The sequence below is a fragment of the Pseudomonas sp. BN607 genome, assembly GCF_029871175.1.
Lineage (GTDB): Bacteria > Pseudomonadota > Gammaproteobacteria > Pseudomonadales > Pseudomonadaceae > Aquipseudomonas.
In genome coordinates, this window is sequence record NZ_SSOE01000066.1 from 237,533 (window position 1) to 264,449 (window position 26,917).

General features: G+C 62.3%; 27 protein-coding genes. 13 read left to right on the forward strand and 14 right to left on the reverse strand.

Annotated elements, in window-relative coordinates; translation table 11 throughout:
- Positions 1–156: 156 nt before the first annotated feature.
- From E8E68_RS24125 to E8E68_RS24135, 3 genes are all read right to left on the reverse strand, one after another.
- Positions 157–393 carry a hypothetical protein gene (locus E8E68_RS24125; RefSeq protein ID WP_110747873.1) on the reverse strand — a complete coding sequence of 79 codons (237 nt, stop codon included), beginning with the start codon at positions 391–393 and terminating at the stop codon, positions 157–159.
- 203 nt (positions 394–596) lie between these two features.
- The gene (locus E8E68_RS24130) at positions 597–2,654 is read right to left on the reverse strand and encodes an LTA synthase family protein (protein WP_266032731.1); all 2,058 of its coding nucleotides are present in this window, start codon (positions 2,652–2,654) and stop codon (positions 597–599) included.
- Positions 2,655–3,262: 608 nt separating this feature from the next.
- Positions 3,263–3,454 carry a PLD nuclease N-terminal domain-containing protein gene (locus E8E68_RS24135; RefSeq protein WP_110747879.1) on the reverse strand — a complete coding sequence of 64 codons (192 nt, stop codon included), beginning with the start codon at positions 3,452–3,454 and terminating at the stop codon, positions 3,263–3,265.
- Between the two features lie 126 nt (positions 3,455–3,580).
- Between E8E68_RS24135 and E8E68_RS24140 the strand changes: the two genes are divergently transcribed.
- On the forward strand, positions 3,581–4,519 hold the full coding sequence (locus E8E68_RS24140; protein ID WP_110747882.1) for a ZIP family metal transporter: 939 nt from the start codon (positions 3,581–3,583) through the stop codon (positions 4,517–4,519).
- Positions 4,520–4,559: 40 nt separating this feature from the next.
- Here E8E68_RS24140 and E8E68_RS24145 read toward each other — a convergent pair whose 3' ends face one another.
- Both E8E68_RS24145 and E8E68_RS24150 read right to left on the reverse strand, forming a co-directional pair.
- Positions 4,560–5,090, reverse strand: a complete 531-nt coding sequence (locus E8E68_RS24145) for a hypothetical protein (protein ID WP_280345582.1) — start codon at positions 5,088–5,090, stop codon at positions 4,560–4,562.
- 59 nt (positions 5,091–5,149) lie between these two features.
- Complete coding sequence (locus E8E68_RS24150) at positions 5,150–5,674, reverse strand: ankyrin repeat domain-containing protein (protein WP_266032723.1); 525 nt, start codon at positions 5,672–5,674, stop codon at positions 5,150–5,152.
- Positions 5,675–5,941: 267 nt separating this feature from the next.
- On the opposite strand from E8E68_RS24150, the gene E8E68_RS24155 reads away from it, so the two are divergent.
- Positions 5,942–6,214 (forward strand): DUF3509 domain-containing protein, encoded by a 273-nt coding sequence (locus E8E68_RS24155; protein WP_110747893.1) that lies wholly within the window; start codon positions 5,942–5,944, stop codon positions 6,212–6,214.
- A 61-nt stretch (positions 6,215–6,275) separates the two neighbouring features.
- Here E8E68_RS24155 and E8E68_RS24160 read toward each other — a convergent pair whose 3' ends face one another.
- The 3 genes from E8E68_RS24160 to aroC all read right to left on the reverse strand — a co-directional run bounded on the left by E8E68_RS24160 (position 6,276) and on the right by aroC (position 9,133).
- A complete protein-coding gene (locus E8E68_RS24160; RefSeq protein WP_280345586.1) occupies positions 6,276–6,812 on the reverse strand; it encodes an oxidase in 537 nt (178 codons plus the stop codon).
- Complete coding sequence (locus E8E68_RS24165; protein WP_266032717.1) at positions 6,812–7,966, reverse strand: MFS transporter; 1,155 nt, start codon at positions 7,964–7,966, stop codon at positions 6,812–6,814. Before E8E68_RS24165 ends, E8E68_RS24160 begins: the two co-directional genes overlap by 1 nt.
- 75 nt (positions 7,967–8,041) lie before the next feature.
- The gene (gene aroC, locus E8E68_RS24170) at positions 8,042–9,133 is read right to left on the reverse strand and encodes a chorismate synthase (protein ID WP_110747903.1); all 1,092 of its coding nucleotides are present in this window, start codon (positions 9,131–9,133) and stop codon (positions 8,042–8,044) included.
- A gap of 175 nt (positions 9,134–9,308) precedes the next feature.
- Between aroC and E8E68_RS24175 the strand changes: the two genes are divergently transcribed.
- Complete coding sequence (locus E8E68_RS24175) at positions 9,309–10,271, forward strand: alpha/beta fold hydrolase (RefSeq protein ID WP_280345592.1); 963 nt, start codon at positions 9,309–9,311, stop codon at positions 10,269–10,271.
- 103 nt (positions 10,272–10,374) lie between these two features.
- The gene (locus E8E68_RS24180) at positions 10,375–11,157 is read left to right on the forward strand and encodes a hypothetical protein (RefSeq protein ID WP_110747910.1); all 783 of its coding nucleotides are present in this window, start codon (positions 10,375–10,377) and stop codon (positions 11,155–11,157) included.
- A 62-nt stretch (positions 11,158–11,219) separates the two neighbouring features.
- Here E8E68_RS24180 and prmB read toward each other — a convergent pair whose 3' ends face one another.
- A complete protein-coding gene (prmB, locus tag E8E68_RS24185) occupies positions 11,220–12,128 on the reverse strand; it encodes a 50S ribosomal protein L3 N(5)-glutamine methyltransferase (RefSeq protein WP_110747914.1) in 909 nt (302 codons plus the stop codon).
- Positions 12,129–12,307: 179 nt separating this feature from the next.
- On the opposite strand from prmB, the gene E8E68_RS24190 reads away from it, so the two are divergent.
- The 5 genes from E8E68_RS24190 (at position 12,308) to E8E68_RS24210 (ending at position 15,022) form a co-directional block, all read left to right on the forward strand.
- Entirely contained in the window at positions 12,308–12,898 is a 591-nt protein-coding gene (locus tag E8E68_RS24190; RefSeq protein ID WP_110747917.1) for a cysteine hydrolase family protein, read from the forward strand.
- An 85-nt stretch (positions 12,899–12,983) separates the two neighbouring features.
- A complete protein-coding gene (locus tag E8E68_RS24195) occupies positions 12,984–13,304 on the forward strand; it encodes a hypothetical protein (RefSeq protein ID WP_266032707.1) in 321 nt (106 codons plus the stop codon).
- Positions 13,305–13,413: 109 nt separating this feature from the next.
- Entirely contained in the window at positions 13,414–13,974 is a 561-nt protein-coding gene (locus E8E68_RS24200; RefSeq protein ID WP_110747924.1) for a Smr/MutS family protein, read from the forward strand.
- Between the two features lie 71 nt (positions 13,975–14,045).
- Positions 14,046–14,591 carry a GTP cyclohydrolase I FolE gene (gene folE, locus E8E68_RS24205; protein WP_110747929.1) on the forward strand — a complete coding sequence of 182 codons (546 nt, stop codon included), beginning with the start codon at positions 14,046–14,048 and terminating at the stop codon, positions 14,589–14,591.
- A gap of 59 nt (positions 14,592–14,650) precedes the next feature.
- On the forward strand, positions 14,651–15,022 hold the full coding sequence (locus tag E8E68_RS24210) for a glutaredoxin domain-containing protein (protein WP_110747934.1): 372 nt from the start codon (positions 14,651–14,653) through the stop codon (positions 15,020–15,022).
- A 139-nt stretch (positions 15,023–15,161) separates the two neighbouring features.
- Here E8E68_RS24210 and E8E68_RS24215 read toward each other — a convergent pair whose 3' ends face one another.
- Entirely contained in the window at positions 15,162–15,764 is a 603-nt protein-coding gene (locus tag E8E68_RS24215; RefSeq protein ID WP_110747939.1) for a glutathione S-transferase family protein, read from the reverse strand.
- Positions 15,765–15,909: 145 nt separating this feature from the next.
- On the opposite strand from E8E68_RS24215, the gene E8E68_RS24220 reads away from it, so the two are divergent.
- Positions 15,910–17,100: a benzoate/H(+) symporter BenE family transporter gene (locus E8E68_RS24220; RefSeq protein ID WP_110747942.1), complete on the forward strand. Its 1,191-nt coding sequence runs from the start codon at positions 15,910–15,912 to the stop codon at positions 17,098–17,100.
- An 85-nt stretch (positions 17,101–17,185) separates the two neighbouring features.
- Here E8E68_RS24220 and E8E68_RS24225 read toward each other — a convergent pair whose 3' ends face one another.
- Both E8E68_RS24225 and E8E68_RS24230 read right to left on the reverse strand, forming a co-directional pair.
- A complete protein-coding gene (locus E8E68_RS24225; RefSeq protein ID WP_280345606.1) occupies positions 17,186–19,126 on the reverse strand; it encodes a methyl-accepting chemotaxis protein in 1,941 nt (646 codons plus the stop codon).
- A gap of 239 nt (positions 19,127–19,365) precedes the next feature.
- Positions 19,366–20,127 (reverse strand): SDR family oxidoreductase, encoded by a 762-nt coding sequence (locus E8E68_RS24230; RefSeq protein WP_280345608.1) that lies wholly within the window; start codon positions 20,125–20,127, stop codon positions 19,366–19,368.
- Between the two features lie 176 nt (positions 20,128–20,303).
- On the opposite strand from E8E68_RS24230, the gene E8E68_RS24235 reads away from it, so the two are divergent.
- On the forward strand, positions 20,304–21,305 hold the full coding sequence (locus E8E68_RS24235) for an NADP-dependent oxidoreductase (protein ID WP_280345610.1): 1,002 nt from the start codon (positions 20,304–20,306) through the stop codon (positions 21,303–21,305).
- A gap of 458 nt (positions 21,306–21,763) precedes the next feature.
- Positions 21,764–22,594 carry an undecaprenyl-diphosphate phosphatase gene (locus E8E68_RS24240; protein ID WP_280345613.1) on the forward strand — a complete coding sequence of 277 codons (831 nt, stop codon included), beginning with the start codon at positions 21,764–21,766 and terminating at the stop codon, positions 22,592–22,594.
- Between the two features lie 57 nt (positions 22,595–22,651).
- Here E8E68_RS24240 and pyrF read toward each other — a convergent pair whose 3' ends face one another.
- Entirely contained in the window at positions 22,652–23,353 is a 702-nt protein-coding gene (pyrF, locus tag E8E68_RS24245; protein WP_021783074.1) for an orotidine-5'-phosphate decarboxylase, read from the reverse strand.
- Between the two features lie 181 nt (positions 23,354–23,534).
- Here pyrF and E8E68_RS24250 point away from each other — a divergent pair, with 181 nt between their 5' ends.
- Positions 23,535–23,702 (forward strand): DUF2897 family protein, encoded by a 168-nt coding sequence (locus E8E68_RS24250; protein ID WP_003252762.1) that lies wholly within the window; start codon positions 23,535–23,537, stop codon positions 23,700–23,702.
- A gap of 118 nt (positions 23,703–23,820) precedes the next feature.
- On the opposite strand, the gene E8E68_RS24255 is transcribed toward E8E68_RS24250, so the two are convergent.
- Positions 23,821–26,874 carry an NACHT domain-containing protein gene (locus E8E68_RS24255; RefSeq protein ID WP_280345621.1) on the reverse strand — a complete coding sequence of 1,018 codons (3,054 nt, stop codon included), beginning with the start codon at positions 26,872–26,874 and terminating at the stop codon, positions 23,821–23,823.
- Between the last annotated feature and the right edge of the window lie 43 nt (positions 26,875–26,917).

Sequence of the window (26,917 nt, forward strand, 5' to 3'; positions counted from 1 at the left end):
GCTATGGATAGACTTTCCGTGCACTACGCACCTGCCAGCATTTGCCGGGCAGTTCGAGCTGATGCAAGACGCGAATTGAAGCGGTGCCAACCCGCAGAATAGGCAGGCACCTTCCCTCATCCTAGCGCCTGAACAGACGCCACGCAAACGTGTGGGTCAGGGCGCTTCGTCAATGCGGGTGATGGTCACCCCGCTATGCTCCTTGAGCCAGCGGGCGGTCGGGGAAATGGTGCGGTCCTGGAAGTCGTTGAGGTCCAGCTCGTCCATTACCGGGAACAGTTGCGAACGGATGGCCCGCGCGGCTTCCTCTTCGCTGGGACGGTGCTCAGCCCGCAGCATCATGGTGGACGGTTCGCCTTTTTGATCGGCATAGGTGACTTCCCACTCTTTCATTGAACAAGTCCTCCACATCCAGGGACACCAAGGTGTGATGCCTGATCAACTGACCTTGGGGCGGGGAGAATGTTCAGTCTGTGAGGGCCTCTCGCGGGGCAAGCCCGCTTCCACAGCGATATCACCGGCCGGACTGCGATGATAACCCTGTGGGAGCCGGGCTTGCCCCGAGGAATGGGCCGCCAAGCGGCCCTTTTGCAGCCTTACTTCGGCGTGCCGTGCACCACCCCAGCCGTGTTGTCCAGCAGGCTCTTGGTCGCCGTCTGGATATACGCTTCGAGCTTCTTGAGCATTTCCGGCTGGTCCGGGCTTTCGATCAGCTCGGCCTTGAACTCGCTGCCCAGCTGGTAGCGGTACATGCGAGGGGTCATGTCCTTGGACTCGATCAGGATGCGGTCACCCTGCACCAGGCCGACGATCTGCTCGCTGCCAGACGGCTTGATCATGCCCACGCCCTGGTCGCCCTCAGGCAGGTTGAGCAGGTCGCGGCCCCAGCACTGGTGACGCGCCTGGCCACCCAGGCGGCCCATGATGGTCGGCACGATGTCGACCTGGGTGCCCACGGTGTGGTTTACCGCACCGAACTTCTCCTGGATGCCCGGGGCAATCAGCAGCAGCGGTACGTTGAAGCGGCCCAGGTCCAGCTCGGTGACCTGCTGGTGGTTGCCGAAGCCATGGTCGCCCACGATGACGAACAGGGTGTCCTTGAAGTACGGCTCTTTACGTGCCTTCTCGAAGAACTGGCCCAGCGCCCAGTCCGAGTAACGCATGGCGGTCAGGTGCTCATCCAGGCGGCCCTGGCCGGTAACCTTCTCGACCGGCAGGTCTTTCGGCAGCGCATACGGAGTGTGGTTGGACAGGGTCTGCAGCAGCGCGTAGATCGGCTTCTTGCCGTCGTGCTTGGCCAACTCCTCGTTGCCGCGGTCGAACATGTCCTGGTCGGACACGCCCCAGGTCGGGTCGGAGAACACCGGGTTGACGAAGTCGTTACGGCCGATGAAGGTGGTCATGCCCTGGTTGCCGAAGAACCCGGACTGGTTGTCCCAGGCAAAGTCGCCGTTGTAGACGTAAACGTCATCGTAATCACGGGCGCTGAGCAGCGCCGGCAGGCCCGACAGCTTGTGGCCACCTTCCGGGGTCTGCATCAGGTATTCGAAACCTGGCAGGTTGGGGAAGCAGGCCATGGTGGCGAACATGCCTTGGTGGGTATGGGTGCCATTGGAGAAGAAGCGGTCGAACAGCAGGCCTTCCTTGGCCAGCTTGTCGAAGTACGGGGTGATGTTGTTCGGGCTGCCCAGTGCACCGACCGAGTGGCCAGCGAAGCTTTCCATCAGGATCACCACCACGTTCTTGATCGGCAGGGTGCGCTCGGCCGGCGGCAGGAAGTCGCGGCGGATGGCAGCCTCGTCGGCGTCGACCAGGGTGTCATTCGGGGTGAGCAACTGCTTGCGTACGGTTTCGGTCGCCACGCCCTGCTCCAGCACCGGCTTCCAGATGTTGGCGCGGTCCTCGCCGAAGCGGCTCTTGGCAGCGTCGATCAGGGTCAGGGTGCCGTTCAGGCCCAGCTGGTTGACGAAGTTGGAGTCGGTGGTAAAGGCGTCACCCCAGCGCATCGGCGGGCCTTGGCGCAGGGTGCCACGGGCGGCAACCACGGCCACCAGCAGGATCACCATGAACACCGCCAGGCGGTTGTACCACGGCGCAACGCGCTGTTCGCCCTGGCCCCGGGTGATACGGTCGATGCCTTTGAACAGCAGGCTCAACAGCCAGGTGCCGAAGGCCCAGGCCAGCAGATAGCGCACCACCGGGAAGCCGTACCAGAGCATGCTCATGACGGTTTTCGGGTCTTCCTTGATGTACTGGAACACCAGGCCGTTGAGGCGCTGGTGGAACTCGCGGTAGAAGTCCATCTCCATCAAGCCGAGGAACATCACCACGCTCGAAGCGAGGGTCAGCCAGAAACGGAACACACCACGCCGGGCCATGGCCCAGGGGCTGAGGATGGCCAGCAGCAGCGGAATGCTGAGGTACACCACTACCCGCAGGTCGAATCGCAAGCCGTTGAGGAAGCCCTCGGCGACGGTCGAATAGGGCGTATCGCCGATCATGTCGCTGTTGTAGACCAGCAGTGCCAGGCGCACGAGGCTGAGCATCAGCATGATCACAAGGGCGCTTAGCAGCGTGTAGGCCAGGTGGGATTTCAGGGTCGGCGAGAACGATGCTCGCGCGCCCCGTTGCTTCAGGGCGTCCGTGTTAGCCATGAATGGGAAGGTCCTAGGATTGCGGTTTGCGGAGATGGCGGTGGCGCTAGACCAACGCAGCATTGTGCGGGTGCGGATTCTGTTTAAACCAATGTGAAAATTTTGTCACGGCCCCATTACCGCTTATGTCTGTGACAGCGGTTCGTGGAAGCGGGCTTGCCCCCCGAAACTGACGCCGTGGAGGATGGCACGGGCTTCGCCCGTGTTCGCGGGACAAGCCCGCTCCCACAGGGATTGCGCTAGATTCTGGAAATTGAGCAAGCCAGTTGTTTCCCCCAGGCACTGCATCAGCCTCAAGCCCACAGGGATTGCGCCAGATTCTAGAAACTGAGCAAACCAGTTGTTTCCCCAGGTACTGCATCAGCCTCAAGCCACAGGGATTGCACTAGATTCTAGAAACTGAGCAAACCAGTTGTTTCCCCAGATACCGCACCAGCCTCAAGCCTGCGCGGTACCTGTGGGAGCGGGCTTGTCCCGCGAAGAATCCAACACGGTGGATGGCACCGGCTCCGCCGGTGTTCGCGGGACAAGCCCGCTCCCACAAGGTGAACCGCGCTAGATTCTGGAAATTGAGCAAGCCAGTCGCTCCCGAAAGCACTGCACCGGGCTCAGATCCGCACATTGCCCCGCGGCCCGGCGATCGCCCAGATCACCAGCCCCACCACCGGTAGCAGTGCGATCAGCAATATCCACAACACTTTGATGCCCACCTCGCTGCTGCTTTTGATCACATTGAGGATGGCCCAGATATCCAGCGCCAGAATGATCAGCCCGACCAGGCTGTTGAATGTCGACCCCATGCCTAAACTCCTGTCCAGAGGCTTTGCTGCACAGCATAGTCAGCTATCGCGGCAATAGAAGGGAATCCTTGGCGGTTGGTGCAGGTCCCTGAGTAGACTGCCTGCATACATTGATTCGAGGTTCGCATGCCCCCGGCCCACACCCAAAGCGCCCACACCCCCTCACTGCTGAACGCCTGGCGCCAGCAGGTCGTGAACACCCCCTGGCTCAGCGCGGGCCTGGGGCTGAGCCTGTTGGCAGTGATCGTGCTGCTGGCGGCCAGCTTCTGGAACGCTGTGAACGGCGACCATGCCGACAACCTGCACCTGGCCGTGCTGGGCGGCTTGTCCGGCTTTGGCGCTACCGCCCTGGGCGCAGTCCTGGCGGTGGTGCTGCGCGATGTCAGCGCACGCACCCAGGACGTGATGCTCGGTTTTGCCGCTGGGATGATGCTGGCGGCCAGTTCGTTTTCGCTGATTCTGCCTGGCCTGGACGCCGCCCGCGAAATCACCGGCAACGGCCCGGCCGCGGCGTTTACCGTGGTACTGGGCATGGGCCTGGGCGTGCTGCTGATGCTCGGCCTCGACCGCTTCACCCCGCACGAGCACGAAAGTACCGGCCCATGCGGGCCCGAGGCCGAGCGCATCAGCCGGGTGTGGCTGTTCGTTCTGGCGATTACCCTGCACAACTTGCCTGAAGGCATGGCCATTGGCGTGAGCTTCGCCAATGGCGACATGAACATCGGCCTGCCGTTGACCAGTGCCATTGCCATCCAGGACATCCCCGAAGGGCTGGCCGTGGCGCTGGCCCTGCGCGCTACCGGGCTGTCGAACCTGAAGGCGGCGCTGGTGGCGATCGGCTCCGGGCTGATGGAACCGCTGGGCGCGGTGATCGGGCTGGGGATCTCCACCGGCTTCGCCCTCGCCTACCCGATCAGCATGGGCCTGGCGGCGGGGGCGATGATCTTTGTGGTGAGCCACGAGGTAATCCCCGAAACCCACCGCAACGGCCACCAGACAGCGGCGACACTGGGCTTGATGGGTGGGTTTGCGGTGATGATGTTCCTCGACACCGCACTGGGCTGAGGCTGAACACCGGCCCCTGCCACAAGGGCCCTGACAGGCGTTAGATGTGTACAGCGACTTTCAGGGCTTCCAGGGCCGGCTCCACCTTGATGCCCACCTCTGCGCCCAACTCCAGCACCCGCGCCAGGTCATGCTGCCCCACCATCACCATCTGCAGTTCGTCATCCAGCAACTGGCTGAAATTCAGCAGCACATACCCCCCGGCCTCTTTGTTCAGCGCGCCCATCTGTACCTGGATGCGGTTCAGCGCAGTCAGCGGCTCGGTGCGGGCAAGTTGCTTGGGCTTGAGGGTAAACGGCACGCTGTTGTCGAACGACTCGCTGATTTGCTGGAACAGGTCCTGGTAGCTGTCGGCCTGGAACACCACGGTGTCCGGCAGGCTGCCCAGCACCACCCACTCGCCCAGCGGGATAGGGAAGCTGTCGTCGTAGTAGATATCGGGGTTGGCGGCCAGGAAGGCGGCCGGGTCGGCGTAGGCCTGGGCGGCCTCGTCGGCGATGCGCTCGATGTCGGCCTCGCGCATGCAGCCAGCGCCAATGAGGCTGATGAATTCGAGCAACTGAGTTTTCATGAAGGGGGCCTGCGACGGGTGAAAAGTCGCCAAGGATAGCCGCAAATGCCCCCTGGCGGTTAGCCGGCCAGCACTTGCAGCCGCGCGGCAGCATCCACTGCACCCATGGTCTGCGCCGCCATCAGCGCAGTGGCGCCGCGGGCATCCTGGCGCGCCGGGTCGGCCCCCTGGTCCACCAGGTAGTCGAGGATTTCGCAGCGGTTGAACATGGCCGCCAGCATCAGCGCAGTTCGCCCGTCCTGTGCGGCAGCGTCCACCGGCACGCCGTGCTCCAGCAGCAGGCGGATCATCGCCAGGTCACCCTTGAACGCCGCACCGGCAATCGGTAGTTGGCCGTTGTCATTGGCAATCAGTGGGTCGGCGCCTTGCGCCAGCAGTACCCTGACCGCTTCATGGTGGCCGTGGTAGCTGGCCAACATCAGCAGGGTGTCGCCCTTGTGGTTACGCAAATTGGCTGGCAGGCCGCTGGCAAGCAGGCGCCCGAGCATTTCGGCATCGCCCTGGCGGGCACGTTCGAACACTTGCTCGGCAAAGGCGGCGGTCTCGTCATTGGTCATGGTGGCGGGCGCGGTTTGGCTGGACATCGGGAACCTCCTGGCAGAAATGATTGCCCAAGTGTTTGTCAGGCACGCCGATGCGGTCAAAGGTTCAGATTCTATTGCATCGATAGGTAAAGCCCCCCACCGTGCAAAATGCACTGTGCAAAATGCACGACCATGCAGCCTGCACGATACCGCTTCTGAAAAAAACACTTAAACCCCTGATTTTTCTGGAGTTTTAAGACCGCAAGGTTCTGGCACGGTCGCTGCAATATTCAACTCACGTCTGCCACATTACAGCCAGGAGTTGATATGGACCTCATTCAGCAAAAGTTCGTCTCGGTATTTTCGGCCTACCAGGTAAATACCCAAGCCCGCCCCGATGGCGGCGTGCTGCTGACCCTGCGCGCTGCTGATGGCAAGGTTACCCGCCGGGTGCTGACCTATGGCCAACTGCACAGTGCCGAGCAGCTGTCGTGGGCGATCAGTGCGATCCGCCGCGACCTGGCCGAGGAGGCCAGTGAACTGCCGGTGATCAACATGCTGCAAAGCCAGCAGCGCTTTGCCCTGCCGACTTACCGCTGAGCTTTATAGTGGCTGAACTGGCCTCCTTGCGGGTGAGCCCGCGAAGAGGCCGGCAATGCCATTACAACTCGTCGATTCCCAGAAACGCCCGTGAAGTCACATCCCCGGTAAACCGGGCCTGCACGCCCTGCTCGCTGCCATACAGGCGCAACGCCAGGCAAAACGGCGTCTGACCCAGTTCCACCCAGCGCCGGATCCCGGCCGGCACTGCCAGCTGGTCCCCTTTCTCGCACAGCACCGAATACACCCCATCCCCCAGACGCAGGCCTAGCTGCGCCCGGCCACTGACCACGGCAAACACCTCGTCGGCGTCATGCACATGCTCATCACGCACATCGACCTGCGTCGGGTCTTCACCGTCACGGTTGAGCAGCACGAAGGCCTGGCTGCCATGCGCCGTCATCAACTGGTCCAGATAAACACGGCAAGCCTCCAGCACTTCTTCCTGGGCAGTGCCCGGGCGAACCCGCAGCCCATGCTCGGCATGCGCCAGGCGCACGCCGTGCTCGGCGAGGGTGGCGGCAATGTCATCGTGGTGGGTCAGCACCTTGTTCGGCAGGTCCGGGCTGGCGGGGTGGAAAACGCAGAGAATGCTCATCAGGGGCGGGTCCTGGTCGGTTGCGCACAAAGGCCTATGATAACGGCTGCAGCCAAGGCTGCGGCACTGGCCATACCAAAGGTGAAGGTGGGCCCCAGCAGTTTCCAGCTGTAGCCCGAATACAATGCGCCCAGCGCGCCGCCGGTACCCGACAACGCAGCGTACAGGGCCTGGCCCTGGCCTTGCTGGCGGGCGCCGAAACTGGCCTGCACGAAGGCGATGCTGGCTGCGTGGAAGCAGCCGAAGGTGGCCGCGTGCAGCAGCTGGGCGAAGATCAGCACCGCCGGCTCACCGGCCAGGTTGCCCAGCAGCAGCCAGCGCCCGGCCGCCAGCAGGAAACTGGCCAGCAACACCCGCTGCACGCTGAAGCGGGCGAACAGGCGGCTCATCAGCATGAACATCAGCACTTCGGCCACCACGCCCAGGGCCCACAGCAGGCCAATGGCGCCACGGCTGTAGCCCAGGTGCTCCAGGTGCAGGGTGAGAAAGGTGTAATACGGCCCGTGGCTCAGTTGCATCAGCGCCACGCAGGCATAGAAGGCGACTACCCCGGGTGCCCGCAACTGCTGCAGGAAACCACCCGTATTGCTGCGCTCGCCCTGCTCCACCGGCTGGGCATTGGGCACCCACAGGCTGGCAGCGACGATACCGGCCATGATCGTGACCAGCGCCACAGGGTAGATGTCCAGGCTCAGCCACTCGAACAGCCGGCCCAGGCCGACCACCGTAAGGATGAAACCGATCGAGCCCCACAGCCGAACCTGGCTGTACCGGGAGGTCTGCCCGTGCAGGTGGGCCAAGGTAATGACCTCGAACTGGGGCAACACGGCATGCCAGAAAAACGCATGCAGGGCCATCACCAACGCTAGCCAGGCGTAGCTCTTGCCGAAGAAAATCAGCGAAAAGGTGGCCAGGGTACACAGCGCGCCCAGGCGCACGATCAGTAGGCGCTGACCGCTGCGGTCGCCCAGCCAGCCCCACAGGTTGGGGGCAATGCAGCGCATCAGCATAGGGATGGCCACCAGCTCGCCAATGCGCGCCGGGGAGAAGCCCAGGTGGTCGAAGTACAGCGCCAGGAAGGGGGCGGTGGAGCCCAACAGGGCGAAGTAGAAGAGGTAGAAACTGGACAGGCGCCAGTAGGGGATTGCGGGCATGGGTTCAGCCAATCAGGTTGTTTCCTGCACCGGCCTGTTCGCGAACTTGCACGCGAACAGGCCGGTGCAGACGAATCAGAGCTGGCCCAGCACCGGGGTATTCACGTGCACATCGGCATTCTGCGCACGGTGGCGCAGCAGGTGGTCCATCAGCGCAATAGCCATCATCGCCTCGGCGATTGGCGTGGCGCGGATGCCCACGCACGGGTCGTGGCGGCCTTTGGTGATGACGTCCACCGGGTTGCCATCGACGTCGATGGAACGGCCCGGGGTGGTGATGCTGGACGTCGGTTTCAGCGCCAAATGGGCAACGATCGGCTGCCCCGAGGAGATCCCCCCCAGGATGCCGCCGGCATTGTTGCTGAGGAAGCCTTCCGGGGTCAGTTCGTCACGGTGTTCGGTACCGCGCTGGGCGACACTGGCGAACCCTGCGCCGATTTCAACACCCTTCACGGCGTTGATGCTCATCAGCGCATGGGCCAGTTCGGCATCCAGGCGGTCGAAAATCGGCTCGCCAAGACCAGGCATGACGCCTTCGGCGACCACGGTGATCTTGGCACCTACCGAATCCTGGTCACGGCGCAGCTGGTCCATGTAGGCCTCCAGCTCCGGTACTTTGTCCGGGTCGGGGCTGAAGAAGGCGTTCTGCTCCACCGACTCCCAGGTTTTGAACGGGATTTCGATCGGGCCCAGCTGGCTCATGTAGCCACGCACGGTGATGCCCTGGCTGGCCAGGTACTTCTTGGCGATGGCGCCCGCGGCTACGCGCATGGCGGTTTCGCGGGCCGAGCTGCGGCCGCCGCCGCGGTAGTCGCGGATGCCGTACTTGTGGTGGTAGGTGTAGTCGGCGTGGGCCGGGCGGAACAGGTCCTTGATCGCCGAATAGTCCTTGGACTTCTGGTCGGTGTTGCGGATCAGCAAGCCGATCGAGCAGCCGGTGGTGCGGCCTTCGAACACGCCGGAGAGGATTTCAACCTCGTCAGCCTCCTGGCGCTGGGTGGTGTGCCGGCTGGTGCCGGGCTTGCGCCGGTCAAGGTCGTGCTGCAGGTCGGCGAGGGAAATTTCCAGGCCCGGAGGGCATCCATCGACAATGGCGACCAACGCCGGGCCATGGCTTTCGCCAGCGGTGGTGACAGTGAACAGCTTGCCGTAGGTATTGCCGGACATGGACGCTCCGCGAGATCTGCCTGAAATGGACGAAAGCGGCAGTATACAGATGCTTTGCTCGCCTGTGCTGGCTCTTGACGTGTGCCCGCTCTCACAGCACCGCCACCCGCTGCACAGCCCCAGAACCTTCCCGCAAACATTGGGTCAAATCTCCATCTCCCCATGTAGTAACCACATGATGTCGCGCCTCGTCGCCTTTCTCCTCCTGCTGTGCACCGGCCTGGCCCAGGCAGCAGCCCCTACCGTGCTGCAACGCCCGATCGACCTCGACACCGGCCAAGGCGTGCTGCACGGCAGTTTGCTGCTGCCACAACAAGCCACCCCGCCCCCCGTGGTGCTGATTATCGCCGGCTCCGGCCCTACCGACCGCGACGGCAACAACCCGGCGTCCGGCAGGGTCGACAACCTCAAGCGCCTGGCCCTGCTGCTGGCCGGCGAACACATCGCCAGCGTGCGCTACGACAAGCGCGGTGTGGCCGCCAGCCAGCCGGCGACACCCGACGAGCGTGATCTGACCGTGGAGCGCTACGTGGCCGATGTGGTCGCCTGGAGCCACAAGCTCAAGGCTGACCCGCGCTTCGGCCCGCTGATCCTGATCGGCCACAGCGAAGGCGCGCTGATCGCCAGCCTGGCCGCCGAACAGGCCGGCGCCAGCGCTGTGATCACGCTGGCCGGCAGTGGCCGACCCATGGCCGATGTACTGCGCGAACAGCTGGCCCAACGCCTGCCACCCGCGCAGCTGGCCAGTGGCAGCGCCCTGCTCGACCGCCTGCAGGCCGGGCAGACCAGCCTGGAGGTACCGGCACCACTGCGCCAAGTGTTCCGCCCCAGCGTGCAGCCGTACCTGATATCGCTGTTCCAGCAAAACCCGGCAGCCGCCTTTGCCCGCCTGCCTATGCCGGCGCTGATCGTGCAGGGGCGCAACGACGTGCAGGTGGACGTGGCCGATGCCGAGCACCTGAAAACGGCCAAGCCGGATGCGCAACTGGTACTGATCGACGGCATGAACCATATGCTGCGCATCAGCCCCAAGGACATGAGCCAACAACGCGACAGTTACCTCAACCCCGAATTGCCGCTGGCGCGCGAGTTGGGTGAGCAGATTGTGACGTTCATCCAACATTTGCCATCGGCCTGACCCTCAGGTCTTGGCCAGGACGGCCGATAATTGCGGTATTAGCGGCGCGTTGGGCCTGCTCACGCAGCCCCTGCCGCCTGCCCGTATCCAAGGACAAGCCCTGATGACCACCGCCCCCGTCGCCGCAGAACCGGCCGAAGAACCTCAGCAAAGCCCTGCCCTGCCCTGGGCCGAGCTAACCGCCGAACACTTCCAGTTGCTGCGCCTCGCCGCCCTGCCCATCGACCGCAGTACTGGTGCGCGGCCGCTGCGCTTTGTGCAGTTTGGCTACGCCGAGCGCCACGACAAGGCGCACAGCCTGCTGCGCATGGAAATCACCCTGCCTGGGCAGAAGGTACACAAAGAGCAGAACCGCCTCGACATCCGCGTCGACCATGCCGAACGCCGGGTACGCATTGGCAGCGAACACGGCCTGCAAATTGAGCCGGTCAACCGTGGCATCGGCCGCTTCATGCTGGCCCAGGCCGCGCAATGGTTGCAGCGCAAGTGGTCGCACTACCAGGTAGAGGGCATGGCGCTGCCGAGCAAGGATGCGCTGAACGAGGATTCACGCCTGCGTCGTGACAACTGCCTGCGCGGGGTGGGGATCGAGGTGGAGTACGAGGACAACCAGCACTTGAAGGGCCGCACCGTGGACATGCCGGCAGGCCAGTTGAAGGCGGCCTGGAACAGTGAGCGCTTGCAACGGGTAGAGATCCTGGATGCCGCCCACCTTCTGCAGCAGGCGGACCAGCAGCTGCAGGAAATGGAAGGGCAGCTGCGCGAGCGGGATGAGCGAGTGGCCAAGTACCGTCGCGAGGATGGCGGCTTGCGCTTCACCATTACCTGCCTGGTGGCGTTTGCAATGTTCCAGGCGGGGTTGCTGATCTGGATTGCCACCCGCTGACACCGCGTCGCCTGCTTGCGGGCAAGCTCGCGAATGGGCTGCAAAGCAGCCCCCCTTCGCAATCAGACCCGGGCTTTGAACAACTCCTGATGCCGGCGGCACTGCTCGGCCGTCAGCATGAACACCCCATGCCCGCCGCGCTCGAATTCCAGCCAGGCAAAGTCCACCTCAGGGTATAGCGCCTCGACATGGACCTGGCTGTTGCCCACCTCGACAATCAGCAAGCCCTTGTCCGTCAGGTGGTCGGCCGCTTCGGCCAGCATGCGCCGTACCAGGTCCAGGCCATCATTGCCGCAGGCCAGGCCAAGCTCTGGCTCGTGATGGTATTCGGCCGGCATGTCGTCGAAGTCTTCGGCATCGACATACGGCGGGTTGGAAAGGATCAGGTCGAAACGCTGCCCCGGCAAGCCGGCAAAGCCATCGCCCTGCACGGTGTACACGCGGGTGTCCAGGCCGTGGCGCTCGATGTTCTGGTTGGCCACTTCCAGGGCCTGGAACGACAGGTCGGCCAGCACGACTTCGGCCTCGGGGAACACGTCGGCAGCCACGATGCCGATGCAGCCCGAGCCGGTACACAGGTCGAGGATGCGCGCCGGCTCGCTGGCCAACCAGGGTTCGAAGCGCTTTTCGATCAGCTCGCCAATCGGTGAGCGCGGCACCAGCACCCGCTCGTCGACAATGAACGACATGCCGCAGAACCACGCCTCACCCAGCAGGTAGGCCGCTGGCACGCGTTCTTCGATACGGCGCTTGAGCAGGTGCTGCAGGCGTACCCGCTCGTCGTCCTCGAGCATGCAGTCCAGGTAGCTGTCGGCCACCTCCCATGGCAGGTGCACCGCGCCCAGCACCAGCAGGCGGGCCTCGTCCCAGGCGTTGTCGGCACCGTGGCCGAAGAACAGGTCGTGCTCGTGGAAGCGGCTGACCGCCCAGCGGATATAGTCGCGCAGCGTGCGCAGACGGGATGTGATCACGGGGTACTCCTAATTCAGACCGGACAAAAGTCTAACAGCCCGGGGCTCACATTTGTTCCATCGGATCGTCTGCGGGCTAGCCACAGGCCAGTAACCATGCCGCTTGCGTTGTCAACCATTCCCATTGGCGCCAATGCAAGGGAGAATAGGTGTACAAAAGCCCTTCCAAGGAGCCCTTGATGTCCGTTCCAACCACGATGTTCCGCCTCACTGGCCGCGACTACCCGCCGGCCAAGCTGAGCCACGCCAGCCTGATCATCATCGATGCGCAAAAGGAGTACCTCAGTGGTCCCCTGCAGCTGTCGGGCATGGACGAGGCCGTGGCCAACATCGCCAGGTTGCTCGACGCCGCGCGCAAAAGCGGCCGTCCGATCATCCATGTTCGCCACCTGGGCACGGTGGGTGGCCGCTTCGACCCACAGGGGCCGGCTGGCCAGTTCATTCCAGGGCTGGAGCCACTGGAAGGCGAAATTGTCATCGAAAAGCGCATGCCCAACGCATTCAAGAACACCAAGCTGCACGAAACGCTGCAGGAGCTGGGCCACCTGGACCTGATTGTCTGCGGTTTCATGAGCCACTCCAGTGTCAGCACTACCGTTCGCCGCGCCAAGGACTATGGTTACCGGTGCACGCTGGTGGAAGACGCTTCGGCAACCCGCGACCTGGCGTTCAAGGACGGGGTGATCCCGGCCGCGCAGATTCACCAGTGCGAAATGGCCGTGATGGCCGACAACTTCGCTTGCGTGGCCCCTACCTCCAGCCTGATCTGAGGCGCTGGCACGACCGCCCGGCAGCCGGGCGGAACCCGATGGGCGGCAGCAGGTCGAATTCCGGATATCCACAGAGGAGAGCGGAATGAAGCTCAAAGGCAGTTTCGACGCCAAGCGCCTGCGCCCGCGCCAACCGCGTAACTGGGGCGCGCGCCTGGCAGCCGGCCTGTCGGCCCTGCTGGCGACCCTGGGCGTGCTGCTGGCCATGGCCGGCGTCGCCGGGCTGCTGGGCAACTACCCTGCCCTGCAGGAACTCAATGCCAACAAACCGTTGTCCGGCATCCTGACCGTGGCCGGCCTGCTGCTGCTGTGGCTGGGCGTACGTTTCTGGCGGCGCAGCCGCATTCGCCTGCGCCGCGGGCGCGAGCTGAACCTGTCCCCCCACCTGATGAAAAAACACGACTGAAACGCTGCTTGCGCGGTGGTTGTGGGGGTAGGTTCACCCGCGAAAGGGCCAGCACAGGCTGCACACCGCCCCACAGTCGCGTAAACTACGCCGCCCACGTGGAGGCACCATGCAAGACGACGATTTTTCCCTGTTCAAGGCCGAAGTGCGCGGCGTGAAGCCGATCCGCCACGACCGCGCCGAAGTCGGCAAGCCCAAGGCCGACCGCCAGCAGCTGGCCGGCCTGCGCCAGGCCGCGACCGTACGCAGTGACAAGGCCCTGGTCATCGACGGCATGTCCGACCAGTTTGTCATCGACGTGGGCGCCGAAGACGAACTGATGTGGCGCCGCGACGGCGTGCAGGAAACCCAGCTGCGCAAGCTCAAGCTGGGGCAGATCCCGTTCGAAGGCAGCCTCGACCTGCACGGCATGACCGTGGAAAAGGCCCGTGAAACCCTGTGGGACTTCATCGCCGAAGCCACCAAGCTCGAAGTCCGCTGCGTGCGCGTGACCCATGGCAAGGCTGCGCGCCTTGATGGCAAGCGCCCGATGATCAAGAGCCACGTCAACACTTGGCTGCGCCAGCACCCGCAAGTGCTCGGTTTTGCCTCGTGCAGCGCCCGCCACGGCGGCACTGGTGCGGTCTATGTGATGCTCAAGCGAACCATGCTCGAAGGCCGCGACGAGTAACGCCGTGCTTGCAGCGCCGCGCGCAGCGCCGTACCCTTCGTTTTTGCGTTTTTTTCCCCACAGGTAGATCCATGTCCCTGGAACAGAACTACACCGAGATCCTCAGCCAGCTGGGCGAGGACGTCTCCCGTGAGGGCCTGCTCGACACGCCCAAGCGGGCTGCAAAGGCGATGAAGTACCTTTGCCGCGGTTATGAGCAAACCCTGGAAGAAGTCACCAACAACGCGTTGTTCAGCTCTGACAACAGCGAAATGGTACTGGTCCGGGACATCGAGCTGTATTCGATGTGCGAACACCACATGCTGCCGTTCATCGGCAAGGCGCACGTGGCCTACCTGCCCAAGGGCAAGGTACTGGGCCTGTCGAAGGTGGCGCGCATCGTCGACATGTTCGCCCGTCGCCTGCAAATTCAGGAAAACCTAAGCCGCCAGGTGGCCGAGGCGATCCAGCAGGTTACCGGTGCCGCCGGCGTGGCCGTGGTCATCGAAGCCAAGCACATGTGCATGATGATGCGCGGCGTCGAAAAACAGAACTCGACCATGATCACTTCGGTGATGCTGGGTGAGTTCCGCGAAAATGCTGCCACTCGTAGCGAGTTCCTCAGCCTGATCAAGTGATTGGCTGTTGACCCCGAGCCGACCCCTGCGGGTCGGCTTTTGCATTTCAGGAGTTGCCCATGATCGTCAAAGCCCTGCGGGTTGGCCTCGGCCAGCTCATCGTGTTCGGTGACTGGATCAGCCGCCCGGCCAAACGCAAGCGCGACGCCGCCGCCCAGGCCCGCGTCGAGCAAGCGGCCAAGGGCCTGGCGCTGTACCAGTTCCATGCCTGCCCATTCTGCGTCAAGACCCGCCGCACCCTGCACCGCCTGAACGTGCCAGTGGCGCTGCGCGATGCCAAGAACGACCCGCTGCACCGTCAGGCTCTGGAAGAAGGCGGCGGTCGGGTGAAAGTGCCGTGCCTGCGTATCGAAGACGCTGGCAAGGTGACCTGGATGTACGAGTCCAAGGCCATCATTGCTTACCTGGATGAGCGGTTTGCGTCGGCCTGACGGTTTGTAGGCATCCTGTTCTGGCCCTTTCGCGGGTAAACCCGCTCCCACAGGCACCCACAGTATTGAGCCCTGTGGTACCCGTGTGGGAGCGGGTTTACCCGCGAAGAAGCCAGTACAGGCTGAAGATAAACCTGGACTATCCCACCATCGGCACATGCCGGGGGTGGCTGCTGACCCGCTCCAGCCAGGCCCTTACCGCCGGGTACTCTGCCAGGTCGAACCCGCCCTGCTGCGCCACATGGGTGTAGGCGTACAACGCCACATCAGCAATCGAATACTGCTCGCCGACCAGATACGGCGTCATCTGCAACTGCCGCTCCATCACCTTCAGCGCCTTGTAGCCACCCTTGTGCAGCTTGCGGTATTCCTCCAGGCGCTCGTCCGGCAAGCCCAGGTAAAACTGGATGAAGCGCGCCACGGCAATGTAGGGCTCGTGGCTGTACTGCTCGAAGAACTGCCACTGCAACACCTGCGTACGCAGCCGCGGCTCGGCGGGCAGGAACTCGCTCCCATCGGCCAGGTAGTTGAGAATGGCATTGGACTCCCACAGGTAGCTGCCGTCTTCCAGCTCCAGCACCGGTACCTTGCCGTTAGGGTTCATCGCCAGAAACTCGGGCGTTTCGGTTTCACCCTTGAGAATGTCCACCGGGTGCCATTCATACGGCCGGCCCAGCAGGCTGAGCATCAGCTTGACCTTGTAGCAGTTGCCCGACTGGTAGTCGCCATAGACCTTGTACATCGCCCCTCCACTGCCAAGCAGTTTTGCAATTGCGCCCAATAGTTGGTGACTGTACGGCTAAATGCAATGGCCGCTGTATGGCAAGGATCAACCTTGCCCGCTGTAGTCTGAAAAAACTGCTTACACCTTTACAAGGATTTTGTTCATGACCGATGCCACTTCCGCACGCCTGCGGCCCTTGGCAGACACCTCCCCGTCGGCGGTGGTCGCCGGCTTTATCGCCATGCTCACCGGCTACACCAGTTCGCTGGTGCTGATGTTCCAGGCCGGCCAGGCGGCCGGGCTGACCACTGCGCAGATTTCGTCGTGGATCTGGGCGCTGTCGATCGGCATGGCGGTGTGCAGCATCGGCCTGTCCCTGCGTTACCGCACGCCGATCACCATTGCCTGGTCCACCCCCGGCGCGGCCCTGCTGATCACCAGCCTGGGTGGGGTCAGCTACGGCGAGGCCATTGGTGCCTACATTACCTGTGCGGTGCTGGTGCTGGTGTGCGGCCTGACCGGCAGTTTCGAACGCCTGGTCAAGCGTATTCCGGCCTCGCTGGCCTCGGCACTGCTGGCGGGCATCCTGTTCAAGATCGGTAGCGAAATCTTCGTGGCCGCGCAGCACCGTACCCTGCTGGTGCTGGGGATGTTCTTCAGCTACCTGCTGGTCAAACGCCTGTCGCCGCGTTACTGCGTGCTGGCCGCGCTGTTGGTGGGTACGGCGTTGTCCGGTGCGTTGGGCCTGCTGGACTTCAGCGGCTTCCACCTGGAAGTGGCCAAGCCGGTGTGGACCACGCCTAGCTTCTCGCTGGCGGCAACCATCAGTATCGGCATTCCGCTGTTCGTGGTGGCGATGACCTCGCAGAACATGCCCGGCGTGGCCGTGCTGCGCGCTGACGGCTATCAGGTGCCGGCCTCGCCGCTGATTTCGGCGACCGGCTTTGCCTCGCTGCTGCTGGCGCCGTTCGGCTCGCACGGGGTCAACCTTGCAGCGATCAGCGCGGCGATCTGCACCGGCCCGCATGCCCATGAAGACCCCGGCAAACGCTACACCGCGGCAGTATGGTGCGGGATTTTCTACGGCATTGCCGGGGTGTTCGGCGCCACGTTGGCGGCACTGTTTGCGGCGTTGCCGAAAGAGCTGGTGCTATCGATTGCGGCATTGGCACTGTTCGGTTCGATCATGAACGGGTTGACCGTGGCCATGAGCGAGGCGCGTGAGCGTGAGGCGGCGGTGATTACCTTTATGGTGACCGCTTCGGGGCTGACCTTGTTCTCGATTGGTTCGGCGTTCTGGGGGATTGTGGCGGGGGTGTTGGCTTTGGTGATTCTGGGGCCGCGTAGGGTATGACGGTAGAGTGGTGTCGAGGGTGAGACCGAGCGCCACCCGCGCGGCGCGCGATCTCAAAACCAACACACATCCCCCGCCAGGCCACCTAAAGCCTGAAATGCCCCACCATCCCCTTCAGGTCAGTACCCAGTTGCGCCAGTTCGATGCTGGAGCGGGCATTGTCCTGCATCGCCAGCGCCGCCTGGTCGGCACTGCCGCGGATCTGCGTGACACTGCGGCTGATCTCTTCCGCCACCGAGCTCTGCTGCTCTGCCGCCGCAGCAATCTGCTGGTTCATCTGCTGAATCAATGACACCGCCGCCGCAATGCTGCCCAGCGCACTTTCGGTCTGCAGCGCATCGGCCACGGCCAGGCGCACCAGCTCGGTACTGCCGCGGATCTGCGCCACCGACTGCTGCGCGTTACCGCGCAGGCTGGCCACGAGGGTTTCGATCTGCTCGGTAGACTGCCGGGTACGCCGGGCCAATGCACGCACCTCGTCGGCCACCACGGCAAAGCCACGCCCCTGCTCGCCAGCGCGGGCGGCTTCGATGGCAGCGTTCAGCGCCAGCAGGTTGGTTTGCTCGGCCACGCTCTTGATCACGGCCAGCACGTCACCAATGGTGTGGATCTCGGCGCTGAGGCTGTCGATGCCCGCACTGGCGGTTTCCGCCGCAGCCGCCAGCTGCTCGATGCGCTGCATGCTCTGGCGTACCACCTGCTGGCCAGCGTCTACCTTGTCATCGGCTGCCTGCGCCGCCTGCGCGGCCTCTTCGGCATTACGCGCCACATCGTGCACAGTGGCAGTCATCTGCTGCATGGCTGTCGCCACCTGCTCGGTTTCTTCTTTCTGGCTGCCAACCTCGCGGTTGGTCTGCTCGGTCACCGTCGACAACGCCTCGGCATTCCCGGCCAACTGCTCGATGCCCTGCTGCAAACCGCTGACAATGCCGGAAAGCCCGGCAGCCATCTGCTGCATGGCCTGCATCAGCTGCCCCACTTCGTCGCGGCGCGGCGCCTGGGCATCAAAGCTCAGCTCGCCAGCAGCAATGCGCTGGGCACGGGCAATCACGTGCTTGAGCGGGCCCACCACCGCACGGGTAATCAGCCAGGCCGCCAGCACACCTGCGACCAGCGCCAGCACCGTGGCCAGGCCGATGGCAACGGCATTGCGCTGCAGTTCACCCTGCAGGGCCTGCTGCTGGCCGAGATAGGCCTGGTCGACCCGCCCGGTGGCTTGTTCGGCGCTGGCTTGCAACTCTGCCTTCAGGCCCTGCTCGCGGGCCAGCTGGTCGGTGTATTCGTTGAGTTTTTCCGAGAAGCTACCAATGTGCCCGGCCACTTCGCCCAGCACGCTCTGGTAGCCGGCATCGCCGACCGCCCCCTGTAGCTGGCCAACCAGGCTGGCAGCTTCGACGGTTTGGGCAATGCGTTCCTGGCTGACGCCGTCCTCGCCCTTGCGGCTTTTCTCCAGGCGTACCCGGGCTTCATCCATGGCTTGCAGCATCAGCCGCGATACCTGGGCCACCTGCGCGGCCTGTTCCAGAAACTCGCCGCCCTGCTGCCCCTGTGACTGCTTGAGCGTGTAAACGCCATCATCGGCCAAACCGGCTTGCAGCACATCAAGGTTGTTGGCCACGCTGGAAACAGACCAGCTGGCCATGTCCAGCGCCAGCTCCTTGGCCTGCACGGCCTCGACAAACGCCTCGAAGGCCTGGCCGTAGGCAGCAAGGTCGGTTTGTGCCGCCGCCAGCGCTGGCAAGCCCTGGGCGCGGTCGACCAAGCCCTGCAGGCCAGTGCGCAAGGCCTCGACCTGCTGGGGGTCGGAGCGCAGGGCAAACGCCTGCTCGTGCTGGCGCAGGCGCAGCAGGTCGGTATTGAACTGGGCCAGCTGACGCAGACCTTCAAAACGCTGACTTACGCTGTGCAGCGCGGCAATGCCAATGGCCGCCACCGCCAGCGTCAGCAGCAGCACCAGGGCAAAGCCCAGGCCGAGTTTGCGGGCCATGCCCAGGTTGGCCAGCACGCCGTGCTTGGTTGCGCCCATCGCCAATTCCCCTTCTGCCTGCCAGGTTATCCCGAAGACCAAGGGTGGCAACGTTGCCAGCCAGTGAACAAGGGGCTGACGTCAGAATAGTGTCAAATAGCTATGTGCGTGTCGCTATCAGCTTGGTCGAGGTCGCCTCGTGTACTGGAGGACGGGCTGGGCGGGGGAAGTCTATCCGTACGCGACAGTGCCGACCGCGCACGGAGAGGGTAAGCTGCGAAGCCGGCGGCGCGTTCCCCTCAGATTGCCGTCGCGCCACCATCCACCGTCAGGCAATGCCCGGTGGTGAACGCCGCCCCGTCGCTGCACAGGTACAGCACGGCGCTGGCAATTTCCTCAACCTTGCCAATGCGGCCCACCGGGTGCATGGCGGCAGCGAATTCGGCCTTGCGCGGGTCGGCCTGGTAGGCCCGGCGGAACATGTCGGTGTCGATCACCGCCGGGCACACGGCATTTACCCGGATGCCCTTTTTGGCGTACTCGATCGCCGCCGACTTGGTCAGGCCGATCACCGCATGCTTGGAGGCGCTATAAATGCTCATCTTCGGCGCCGCCCCCAGCCCCGCTACCGACGCGGTATTGACGATCGCCCCACCCCCCTGGGCCATCAGCAATGGCAACTGGTACTTCATGCACAACCAGACACCCTTCACGTTCACGCCCATGATCGCATCGAACTCGGCCTCGCTGCCTTCGGCCAGGCGACTCTGTTCTATCTCGATACCCGCGTTGTTGTAGGCATAGTCCAGCCGGCCATACGCCGCAATCAGCCGCTCGTGCAGCTGGCGCACCTCAGCGTCGCGGGTAACATCACAGGCAATGAACGACGCTTCACCGCCCGCTGCCCGGATCTGCTCCACGGTCGCCTCGCCACCCACCGGGTCAAGGTCGGCCACCACCACGTTCAAGCCCTCGCGGGCGAACGCCAAGGCGGTCGCCCGGCCAATGCCGGCGGCAGCACCGGTAACCAGGGCTACCTGGCCAGAAAAGGTCATGCTCATCGCGTGCTCCAGTGACGGTAGGGTGGGGTGCTGAGCATAGTCAGCCGCCGCCTGGCCGGGCAGCATCATCACACCAACGGTTGGGCTACCATGCTTGTCAGTGATGTTAAGGACCTGCCTACATCAACAAGGTAGATTGAACGCCTGACTCCCTCCACTGCCCACAAGGACCCGCCATGACCCAGACCAACCGCCGCTTCCTGCTGGCCAAGCGCCCCGTCGGCGCCGTGCGCCGTGACGACTTCACGTTCGAGCACGTACCTGCCGAACAGCCCGGCGAAGGCCAGGTGCTAGTGCGCAACCTGTACCTGTCACTGGATCCGGCCATGCGCGGCTGGATGAACGAAGGCAAGTCGTACATCCCGCCCGTGGCCCTGGGCCAGGTGATGCGAGCCCTTGGCGTGGGCGAAGTGGTTGCCTCCAACCACCCCGCCTACAAGCCGGGCGACCATGTCAGCGGCGCCCTTGGGGTGCAGGACTACTTCACCGGCGAGCCCCAGGGCCTGCACAAGATCGACCCCAACCTGGCACCGCTGCCGCGCTACCTGTCGGCGCTGGGCATGACCGGCATGACTGCCTACTTCGCCCTGCTTGACGTCGGCCAGCCCAAGGCCGGCGACACCGTGGTGGTTTCCGGCGCGGCCGGTGCAGTGGGCAGCATTGTCGGGCAGATTGCCAAGCTCAAGGGCTGCCGCGTGGTCGGCATTGCCGGCGGGGCCGAGAAGTGCCAGTACCTGGTGGACGAACTGGGCTTTGACGGGGTGATCGACTACAAGGCCGAAGACGTGCTGGCCGGCTTGAAGCGCGAATGCCCGAAAGGCGTGGACGTGTACTTCGACAACGTCGGCGGCGACATCCTCGATGCGGTGCTGACCCGCATCAACTTCAAGGCACGCATTGTGATTTGCGGCGCAATCAGCCAGTACAACAACAAGGAAGCGGTGAAAGGCCCCGCCAACTACCTGTCGCTGCTGGTTAACCGCGCGCGCATGGAAGGCTTTGTGGTGATGGATTACACCAAGGACTACGGCAAGGCCGCGCTGGAAATTGCCGGCTGGCTGGCCAGCGGGCAGGTGAAGAGCAAGGAGGATGTGGTGGACGGGCTGGAGACGTTCCCCGAGACGTTGTTGAAGCTGTTCAGTGGGGAGAACTTTGGCAAGTTGGTGTTGAAGGTTTGATTGGGGGGTGGGTTTGAGGGTGCATGCCTTACGAGGTGTGGCGCCTGGGCGACCGAGCGCCGCCCGCGCGGCGCATCGCGAGCTGCGCTCGCTCCTACGGTTGTTTCGGGCCAGTTATTTCTGGGGGATTTGCGCGCGTACGCCTGGGCGCATGGCGCGATATTGCGTCGTACAAACAAGGCGGTCGCGCGCGCCTGTCACAGGCGTGACTGGCCAGAAAAAAACGTAGGAGCGAGCGCAGCTCGCGATGCGCCGCGCGGGCGGCGCTCGATTTACGCACCACCTCATACCCCAAGACGGCACCTGATAGCCTTGATCCCATTTCCCGACGCGCACATCCAACCCTTGCTCTGGTAGCATCCGGCGCGCATCAACATCTTCTTCGCCGGCTCAACCGGCAATCATCGGTAAATCAAGAACATGGGCCTTGCAAGCAGCAAAGGTCTAACGGGGGATTAATGGACTTATGGACTGCCTTCCAGGCAATCATCCTGGGAGTAGTTGAAGGGCTCACGGAGTTTCTGCCAATCTCCAGTACCGGGCACCAGATCATCGTTGCCGACTTGATAGATTTCGGCGGTGAACGCGCAATAGCATTCAACATCATCATCCAGTTGGCGGCGATCCTGGCGGTAGTGTGGGAGTTTCGCGGCAAGATACTGGAAGTGGTGTTCGGCCTGACCAGCCAGCCCACTGCACGGCGCTTCACGGGCAACCTGCTATTGGCGTTCCTGCCTGCGGTGGTGTTGGGCGTGCTGTTCGCCGACCTGATCCACCACTACCTGTTCAACCCGATCACCGTGGCAACCGCCTTGGTGGTTGGCGGGGTAATCATGCTCTGGGCCGAACGCCGCACCCACCGCGTGGCGGTGGACCACGTCGATGACATGCGCTGGACCCATGCCTTGAAGATCGGCTTTGTCCAATGCCTGGCGATGATCCCAGGCACATCGCGTTCCGGGTCCACCATCATCGGCGGCCTGCTGTTCGGCCTGTCGCGCAAAGCGGCCACCGAGTTCTCGTTCTTCCTGGCGATGCCGACCATGGTCGGCGCAGCAGTGTATTCGGGTTACAAGTACCGTGACCTGTTCCAACCCGGCGACCTGCCGGTATTCGCCATCGGCTTCGTGACCTCGTTCATCTTCGCCATGATCGCCGTACGTGCGCTGCTCAAGTTCATCGCCAACCACAGCTACGCGACGTTTGCCTGGTATCGCATCGCCTTCGGTCTATTCATCCTGGCTACCTGGCAGTTCGGCTGGATCGACTGGTCGACAGCTCAGGGCTGATAGCACGACACAAAAATGAAAAAGGGCTGCATCCGCAGCCCTTTTCATTGGTCAGGTTCAGCCGCGTATTTCAGCGACGACCGCAGCCAGCGCTTGCGCCGGGTTGGCGGCCTGGCTGATCGGGCGGCCGATCACCAGGTAGTCCGAACCGGCATCCAGTGCCTGGCGCGGGGTGAGGATACGGCGCTGGTCATCCTGCGCACTGCCCGCGGGGCGAATACCCGGGGTCACCAGCTGCAGCGACGGATGCGCCGCCTTCAGTGCCGGGGCTTCCAGCGCCGAACACACCAAACCGTCCATGCCAGCCTTCTCGGCCAGTGCCGCCAAACGCAGCACCTGCTCTTGCGGGTCAACATCCAGGCCGATACCGGCCAGGTCTTCGCGCTCCATGCTGGTCAAGACCGTCACGCCAATCAGCAACGGCTGCGGGCCGCTGCGCTTGGCCAACTCTTCACGGCAGGCCGCCATCATGCGCAGGCCACCGGAGCAATGCACGTTGACCATCCACACACCCATCTCGGCTGCAGCCTTCACGGCCATGGCGGTGGTATTGGGGATGTCGTGGAACTTGAGGTCCAGGAACACTTCGAAACCCTTGTCGCACAGGGTTTCGACAATACCCGAAGCGCTGCTGGTGAACAGCTCCTTGCCCACCTTTACCCGGCACAGCGCAGGGTCAAGCTGGTCAGCCAGCTTCAGGGCGGCCTCACGGGTAGGGAAATCCAGGGCGACGATCAGGGGCGTCTGGCAGGCGGACATGGCAGGGTCTCTTTGCAAGTCGAAAACGGCGCGCATTGTAAACGATGTGACGCAGGCTTTGGGGCCCGCGGGTCACGGAATTGGCCCGGCACGGGCTGGCTCCTATAATTGAACCATTGGAACGGGCAATTGCTCAAAATTCATACAAGCGCCGCCCATCACCCCGTAAAGGAGAACGACAATGCCCTGGTATGCCTGGCTGATCCTCATCATAGCCCTCGGGTCCATCGTCGGAGGCTTGATGATGCTGCGCGACACGGCAAAAAAACTGCCGCTGACTGAAGAGCAATTGCGCAAGGTGCATGAGCGCAATGCGGAGGCGGATGCCAAGGATGCGCAGGACCGGTAATGATTACTGCAGCACGCCGCTTGGAGTGCTCATTAAGCCAAGGTGCCGGCGACTCACCGGCACTTGGAGTAGGGTGCGACCACGGTTTGACGTTAATGGTCAGCCCGTGACATCGGATTCATCGATCCAGTCCCAACCAACGTTCCTCTAGTCGCGCCAAGGCAGTAATGGGTTGGCCTTGCCCCACTGCTAACTTGAAGTCTCCAGGCCATTCGCCCGCGACGCCAACACGCTCCACCTCCAGACGGCGGATGTATTGCAAACGCCCGTAATCCGTAAGGAGTTCCCCCATTACGCGGGCAATTTCCGAGCGCACAACCTGGGCAGCAAGTACTTGTTTTGCAACCATTTTTCGGTCACTCAACATCAGCCAGCCCTGTTTGCCCAAGCGGGCAAGGTTAATCGCAGCTAGTAGCGACATCCCTACACCGACTGCCGCAAAAATGTATTTTTCGTACGCGGCAAGCCAGTAAATCGCCAGGCCAACCACTGCGGCAATCACAGCTATGAAGCCAGCTGCGACGCATACGAAAATCCAAAAGTCTCTTTGAGCGACCTGACGTATCAGGGAGCGTACGGCACGGGTGACAGAAAAGTAGTCGAGCACCAGAACCGACAAGGCCAGACATATCATTAGGTAGTCTAATGGATGATCCGAGCACAAAGAATACAAACAGGCTGGCGACGCTTTATTCACCGGGGTTAATCCAAGAACACTCATAAGCGCCATGACTAGCAATACGATGAATATTATATTTCGTGTCACGAACGGCAAGCTTGCCCAGTACCCGGACCGGAACAAAGACCTGACAATACCTGCGCCATATTTTTCTCCGGCACTTGGGTCAGAAGTGCGAATGATGGTGCCGAGGTCCGCGATTGAAGATATTCGGCCTGCCAGGCAAATGGCCAACGCGTATACGACTGAAGAAGCAAAAACCATAGGTGAAAGCACAAACAACACGGTGGCGGCAACGACCGATACCTGTAGGTTGATGACCCTCCTCCGGGCAATTGCATGTACCCCCTTCAACGCCTCCGACAACGATAAGCCAAGCAGGATACCCTTGCGCGCACGCCAGAACCTCAGATCGGGTATGGCGAACAGATAAGATACGATCACCTTCTCCAGTTCCGGCGCTACACGTGGCAGATGTCGACACGCCCTGAAGGCAGTCTCTTGCAACCAATCATTGCCGCCCGTAAGGGCCAGTGAAAGCATGGGTACTGTTTTGGTCTCGGGCAACAAGCCGGTCGCTTCCAGGCAGATTTTGGCCAGAATCAGGTTGTCACCGCGCTCGACGTGTTCACCGACAAATTGGTGTAACTCAGCCTCAAAAGACTTCACCGCGGCACGTCTGGAACAAAAAGCATCAACCAGGAAACGCAAGCAGTGAATTGCACGCATCCGCTGCGTTTCCACATCGAAGCTAGCTTTGATGTCATACCAACACAATTGGGCGATCCGCTCAGCTTCGTCGGGCTCGCAGATTTGTGCATAGAGCACCAAGGCGTCGCGCCCTCTCGAGTCTGTAGGAATATCTGAAATCGGCGCTTCGTCCGGGTTTTCAAGCAACCTTCGGGTTACGAAGTATTCAAGAAAGCGCCGGTGAACAAATGCGAAAGACTGCTCATCGCCCGTAGTAACCCTGGCAATCCGAATGCCCCGCAAGGTAGCGAGCACGACTTCGACCTTTTCTGACGCGAAGTGGCTGCTGATATCCTTTACAGGTGCTTCGAGGCCATACGAAGAAGTAGAGAATACAAACCAGGCGATTTCTGTAGCAAGGCTCATGAACTCGGCGATGGTTACCCCCGCCTCTTCGAGCCGTTGTTCGCGCCGCTTAAGCCGTTTTAAAATGTAGCCCTCATAGATCTGCGCCTGATTGTCCGGCAGACCAGCGTTGTCTTTGACCCAGTCGCCAAGCAACGCCATCATGAATGGGTTGCGAACCAGTGGGACGAGATCACGACGTTCACTGAAAAGCTTCACGCCCTTATCCCGTGTGAAGCTGGCAAACCGCGACAAGCCATTCAGCACACTGGCCTCGGAAAGCGGGCGAATTTCCAGGACTTTTTGCGCAAGGAATGACTGCGTAGGACGGCGAAATACGCGAGAAGCCAAAATGCCTTTGGATTCTGGGCGATCCGATATGAATCTGGAAATCACCCGCGACAACGCATCTACCACTTCTTCATCCTGACCCGTGTCGAGCAACTCGGAAATTTCGTCGAATGAGTCGAAAATGAAGAACAACCTGCCCGAGTGCCACAGCCGCACGAAGTAGTCGTTCACGAACCCTTCGAGAAAGTCGTCGTCTTTGGTGATTCTCGCCAGTACAAAGGCCTTCAGATCGCGAAAATCGAAGCTGACCCGCCCGTTGTCATCCACGCGCTTCGGTACCCATTCCCTCAGGTTGATATAGATGGGGATGCGGTTCGTGGCACTCACCTCATCCATCATATCCAGGGCAAGTTTGCGCAACGCCACACTTTTGCCAGCCCCTGGCACACCCAGCAGCAAGAATGACTGCAGCTTTTTGTCGACCTGAATCGCCTCCTGTAGGTCCAGCACTTTCTTGCGGGTCGCGACGCCGTGGCTGGAAAGTACTTCCACCTCTGCTTCCAGCTCCGCATAGTATTCTGGGTTCCAATTGCTTTGCCTATCGAGTGTGACGAGGTCATTGCGCAGAATCGAACAGAACGCCTTCAGCTTTTTCTCAAAGTTTTCCTCGGGAAAGTCGTCTTTCAGTGGGGATGAATCGCTCCCTGCGATCGTCTTGTCACGCGTAAAAAAGAACACCGTCAGTACGACAAGATAGAAAAACACCAGCACCGAAATTGGCGTCGTCACATCAAAGTTGAGATTTTTGACCCATTCCGGCAACCATTCAGGCTGCCGAGAGGCCACCACTGAGGCAACCGCCGAACCCAGTGCAGTCGCCCAACCACCTACGCTTGCAGTCAACGCGATCGCGCCAAGCAAGCAGGCCATGCGAATTTTGTTGATACCGTAGCCTGGGGGCATTACCAACGGCCGAAGGAGCCATATCAGGATGCTAATGAAAATGGCCAAGCCTATGGCTAACGTGCCTGATGCAAAAACCGCCGTGCATACGACGACAATGGATATAACCAGGATCCAGATGACAAATTTATGGCTCTGCGACATCAGAGGTAAGCGTCCTATGCTTGTGGGTCAGTAATCGGACGCG

Excerpts from the sequence above, each read along its gene's own strand:
- E8E68_RS24220 (WP_110747942.1), top strand. The coding sequence starts at position 15,910 with ATGACCGATGCCACTTCCGCACGCCTGCGGCCCTTGGCAGACACCTCC.
- E8E68_RS24215 (WP_110747939.1), bottom strand. The coding sequence starts at position 15,764 with ATGTACAAGGTCTATGGCGACTACCAGTCGGGCAACTGCTACAAGGTC.
- E8E68_RS24155 (WP_110747893.1), top strand. The coding sequence starts at position 5,942 with ATGGACCTCATTCAGCAAAAGTTCGTCTCGGTATTTTCGGCCTACCAG.
- pyrF (WP_021783074.1), bottom strand. The coding sequence starts at position 23,353 with ATGTCCGCCTGCCAGACGCCCCTGATCGTCGCCCTGGATTTCCCTACC.
- E8E68_RS24135 (WP_110747879.1), bottom strand. The coding sequence starts at position 3,454 with ATGGGGTCGACATTCAACAGCCTGGTCGGGCTGATCATTCTGGCGCTG.
- E8E68_RS24240 (WP_280345613.1), top strand. The coding sequence starts at position 21,764 with ATGGACTTATGGACTGCCTTCCAGGCAATCATCCTGGGAGTAGTTGAA.
- E8E68_RS24125 (WP_110747873.1), bottom strand. The coding sequence starts at position 393 with ATGAAAGAGTGGGAAGTCACCTATGCCGATCAAAAAGGCGAACCGTCC.
- E8E68_RS24145 (WP_280345582.1), bottom strand. The coding sequence starts at position 5,090 with ATGAAAACTCAGTTGCTCGAATTCATCAGCCTCATTGGCGCTGGCTGC.
- E8E68_RS24180 (WP_110747910.1), top strand. The coding sequence starts at position 10,375 with ATGACCACCGCCCCCGTCGCCGCAGAACCGGCCGAAGAACCTCAGCAA.
- E8E68_RS24200 (WP_110747924.1), top strand. The coding sequence starts at position 13,414 with ATGCAAGACGACGATTTTTCCCTGTTCAAGGCCGAAGTGCGCGGCGTG.
- aroC (WP_110747903.1), bottom strand. The coding sequence starts at position 9,133 with ATGTCCGGCAATACCTACGGCAAGCTGTTCACTGTCACCACCGCTGGC.
- E8E68_RS24210 (WP_110747934.1), top strand. The coding sequence starts at position 14,651 with ATGATCGTCAAAGCCCTGCGGGTTGGCCTCGGCCAGCTCATCGTGTTC.
- E8E68_RS24230 (WP_280345608.1), bottom strand. The coding sequence starts at position 20,127 with ATGAGCATGACCTTTTCTGGCCAGGTAGCCCTGGTTACCGGTGCTGCC.
- E8E68_RS24160 (WP_280345586.1), bottom strand. The coding sequence starts at position 6,812 with ATGAGCATTCTCTGCGTTTTCCACCCCGCCAGCCCGGACCTGCCGAAC.
- E8E68_RS24165 (WP_266032717.1), bottom strand. The coding sequence starts at position 7,966 with ATGCCCGCAATCCCCTACTGGCGCCTGTCCAGTTTCTACCTCTTCTAC.
- E8E68_RS24140 (WP_110747882.1), top strand. The coding sequence starts at position 3,581 with ATGCCCCCGGCCCACACCCAAAGCGCCCACACCCCCTCACTGCTGAAC.
- folE (WP_110747929.1), top strand. The coding sequence starts at position 14,046 with ATGTCCCTGGAACAGAACTACACCGAGATCCTCAGCCAGCTGGGCGAG.
- E8E68_RS24195 (WP_266032707.1), top strand. The coding sequence starts at position 12,984 with ATGAAGCTCAAAGGCAGTTTCGACGCCAAGCGCCTGCGCCCGCGCCAA.
- E8E68_RS24130 (WP_266032731.1), bottom strand. The coding sequence starts at position 2,654 with ATGGCTAACACGGACGCCCTGAAGCAACGGGGCGCGCGAGCATCGTTC.
- E8E68_RS24190 (WP_110747917.1), top strand. The coding sequence starts at position 12,308 with ATGTCCGTTCCAACCACGATGTTCCGCCTCACTGGCCGCGACTACCCG.
- E8E68_RS24235 (WP_280345610.1), top strand. The coding sequence starts at position 20,304 with ATGACCCAGACCAACCGCCGCTTCCTGCTGGCCAAGCGCCCCGTCGGC.
- E8E68_RS24175 (WP_280345592.1), top strand. The coding sequence starts at position 9,309 with ATGATGTCGCGCCTCGTCGCCTTTCTCCTCCTGCTGTGCACCGGCCTG.
- E8E68_RS24225 (WP_280345606.1), bottom strand. The coding sequence starts at position 19,126 with ATGGGCGCAACCAAGCACGGCGTGCTGGCCAACCTGGGCATGGCCCGC.
- E8E68_RS24150 (WP_266032723.1), bottom strand. The coding sequence starts at position 5,674 with ATGTCCAGCCAAACCGCGCCCGCCACCATGACCAATGACGAGACCGCC.
- E8E68_RS24250 (WP_003252762.1), top strand. The coding sequence starts at position 23,535 with ATGCCCTGGTATGCCTGGCTGATCCTCATCATAGCCCTCGGGTCCATC.
- E8E68_RS24255 (WP_280345621.1), bottom strand. The coding sequence starts at position 26,874 with ATGTCGCAGAGCCATAAATTTGTCATCTGGATCCTGGTTATATCCATT.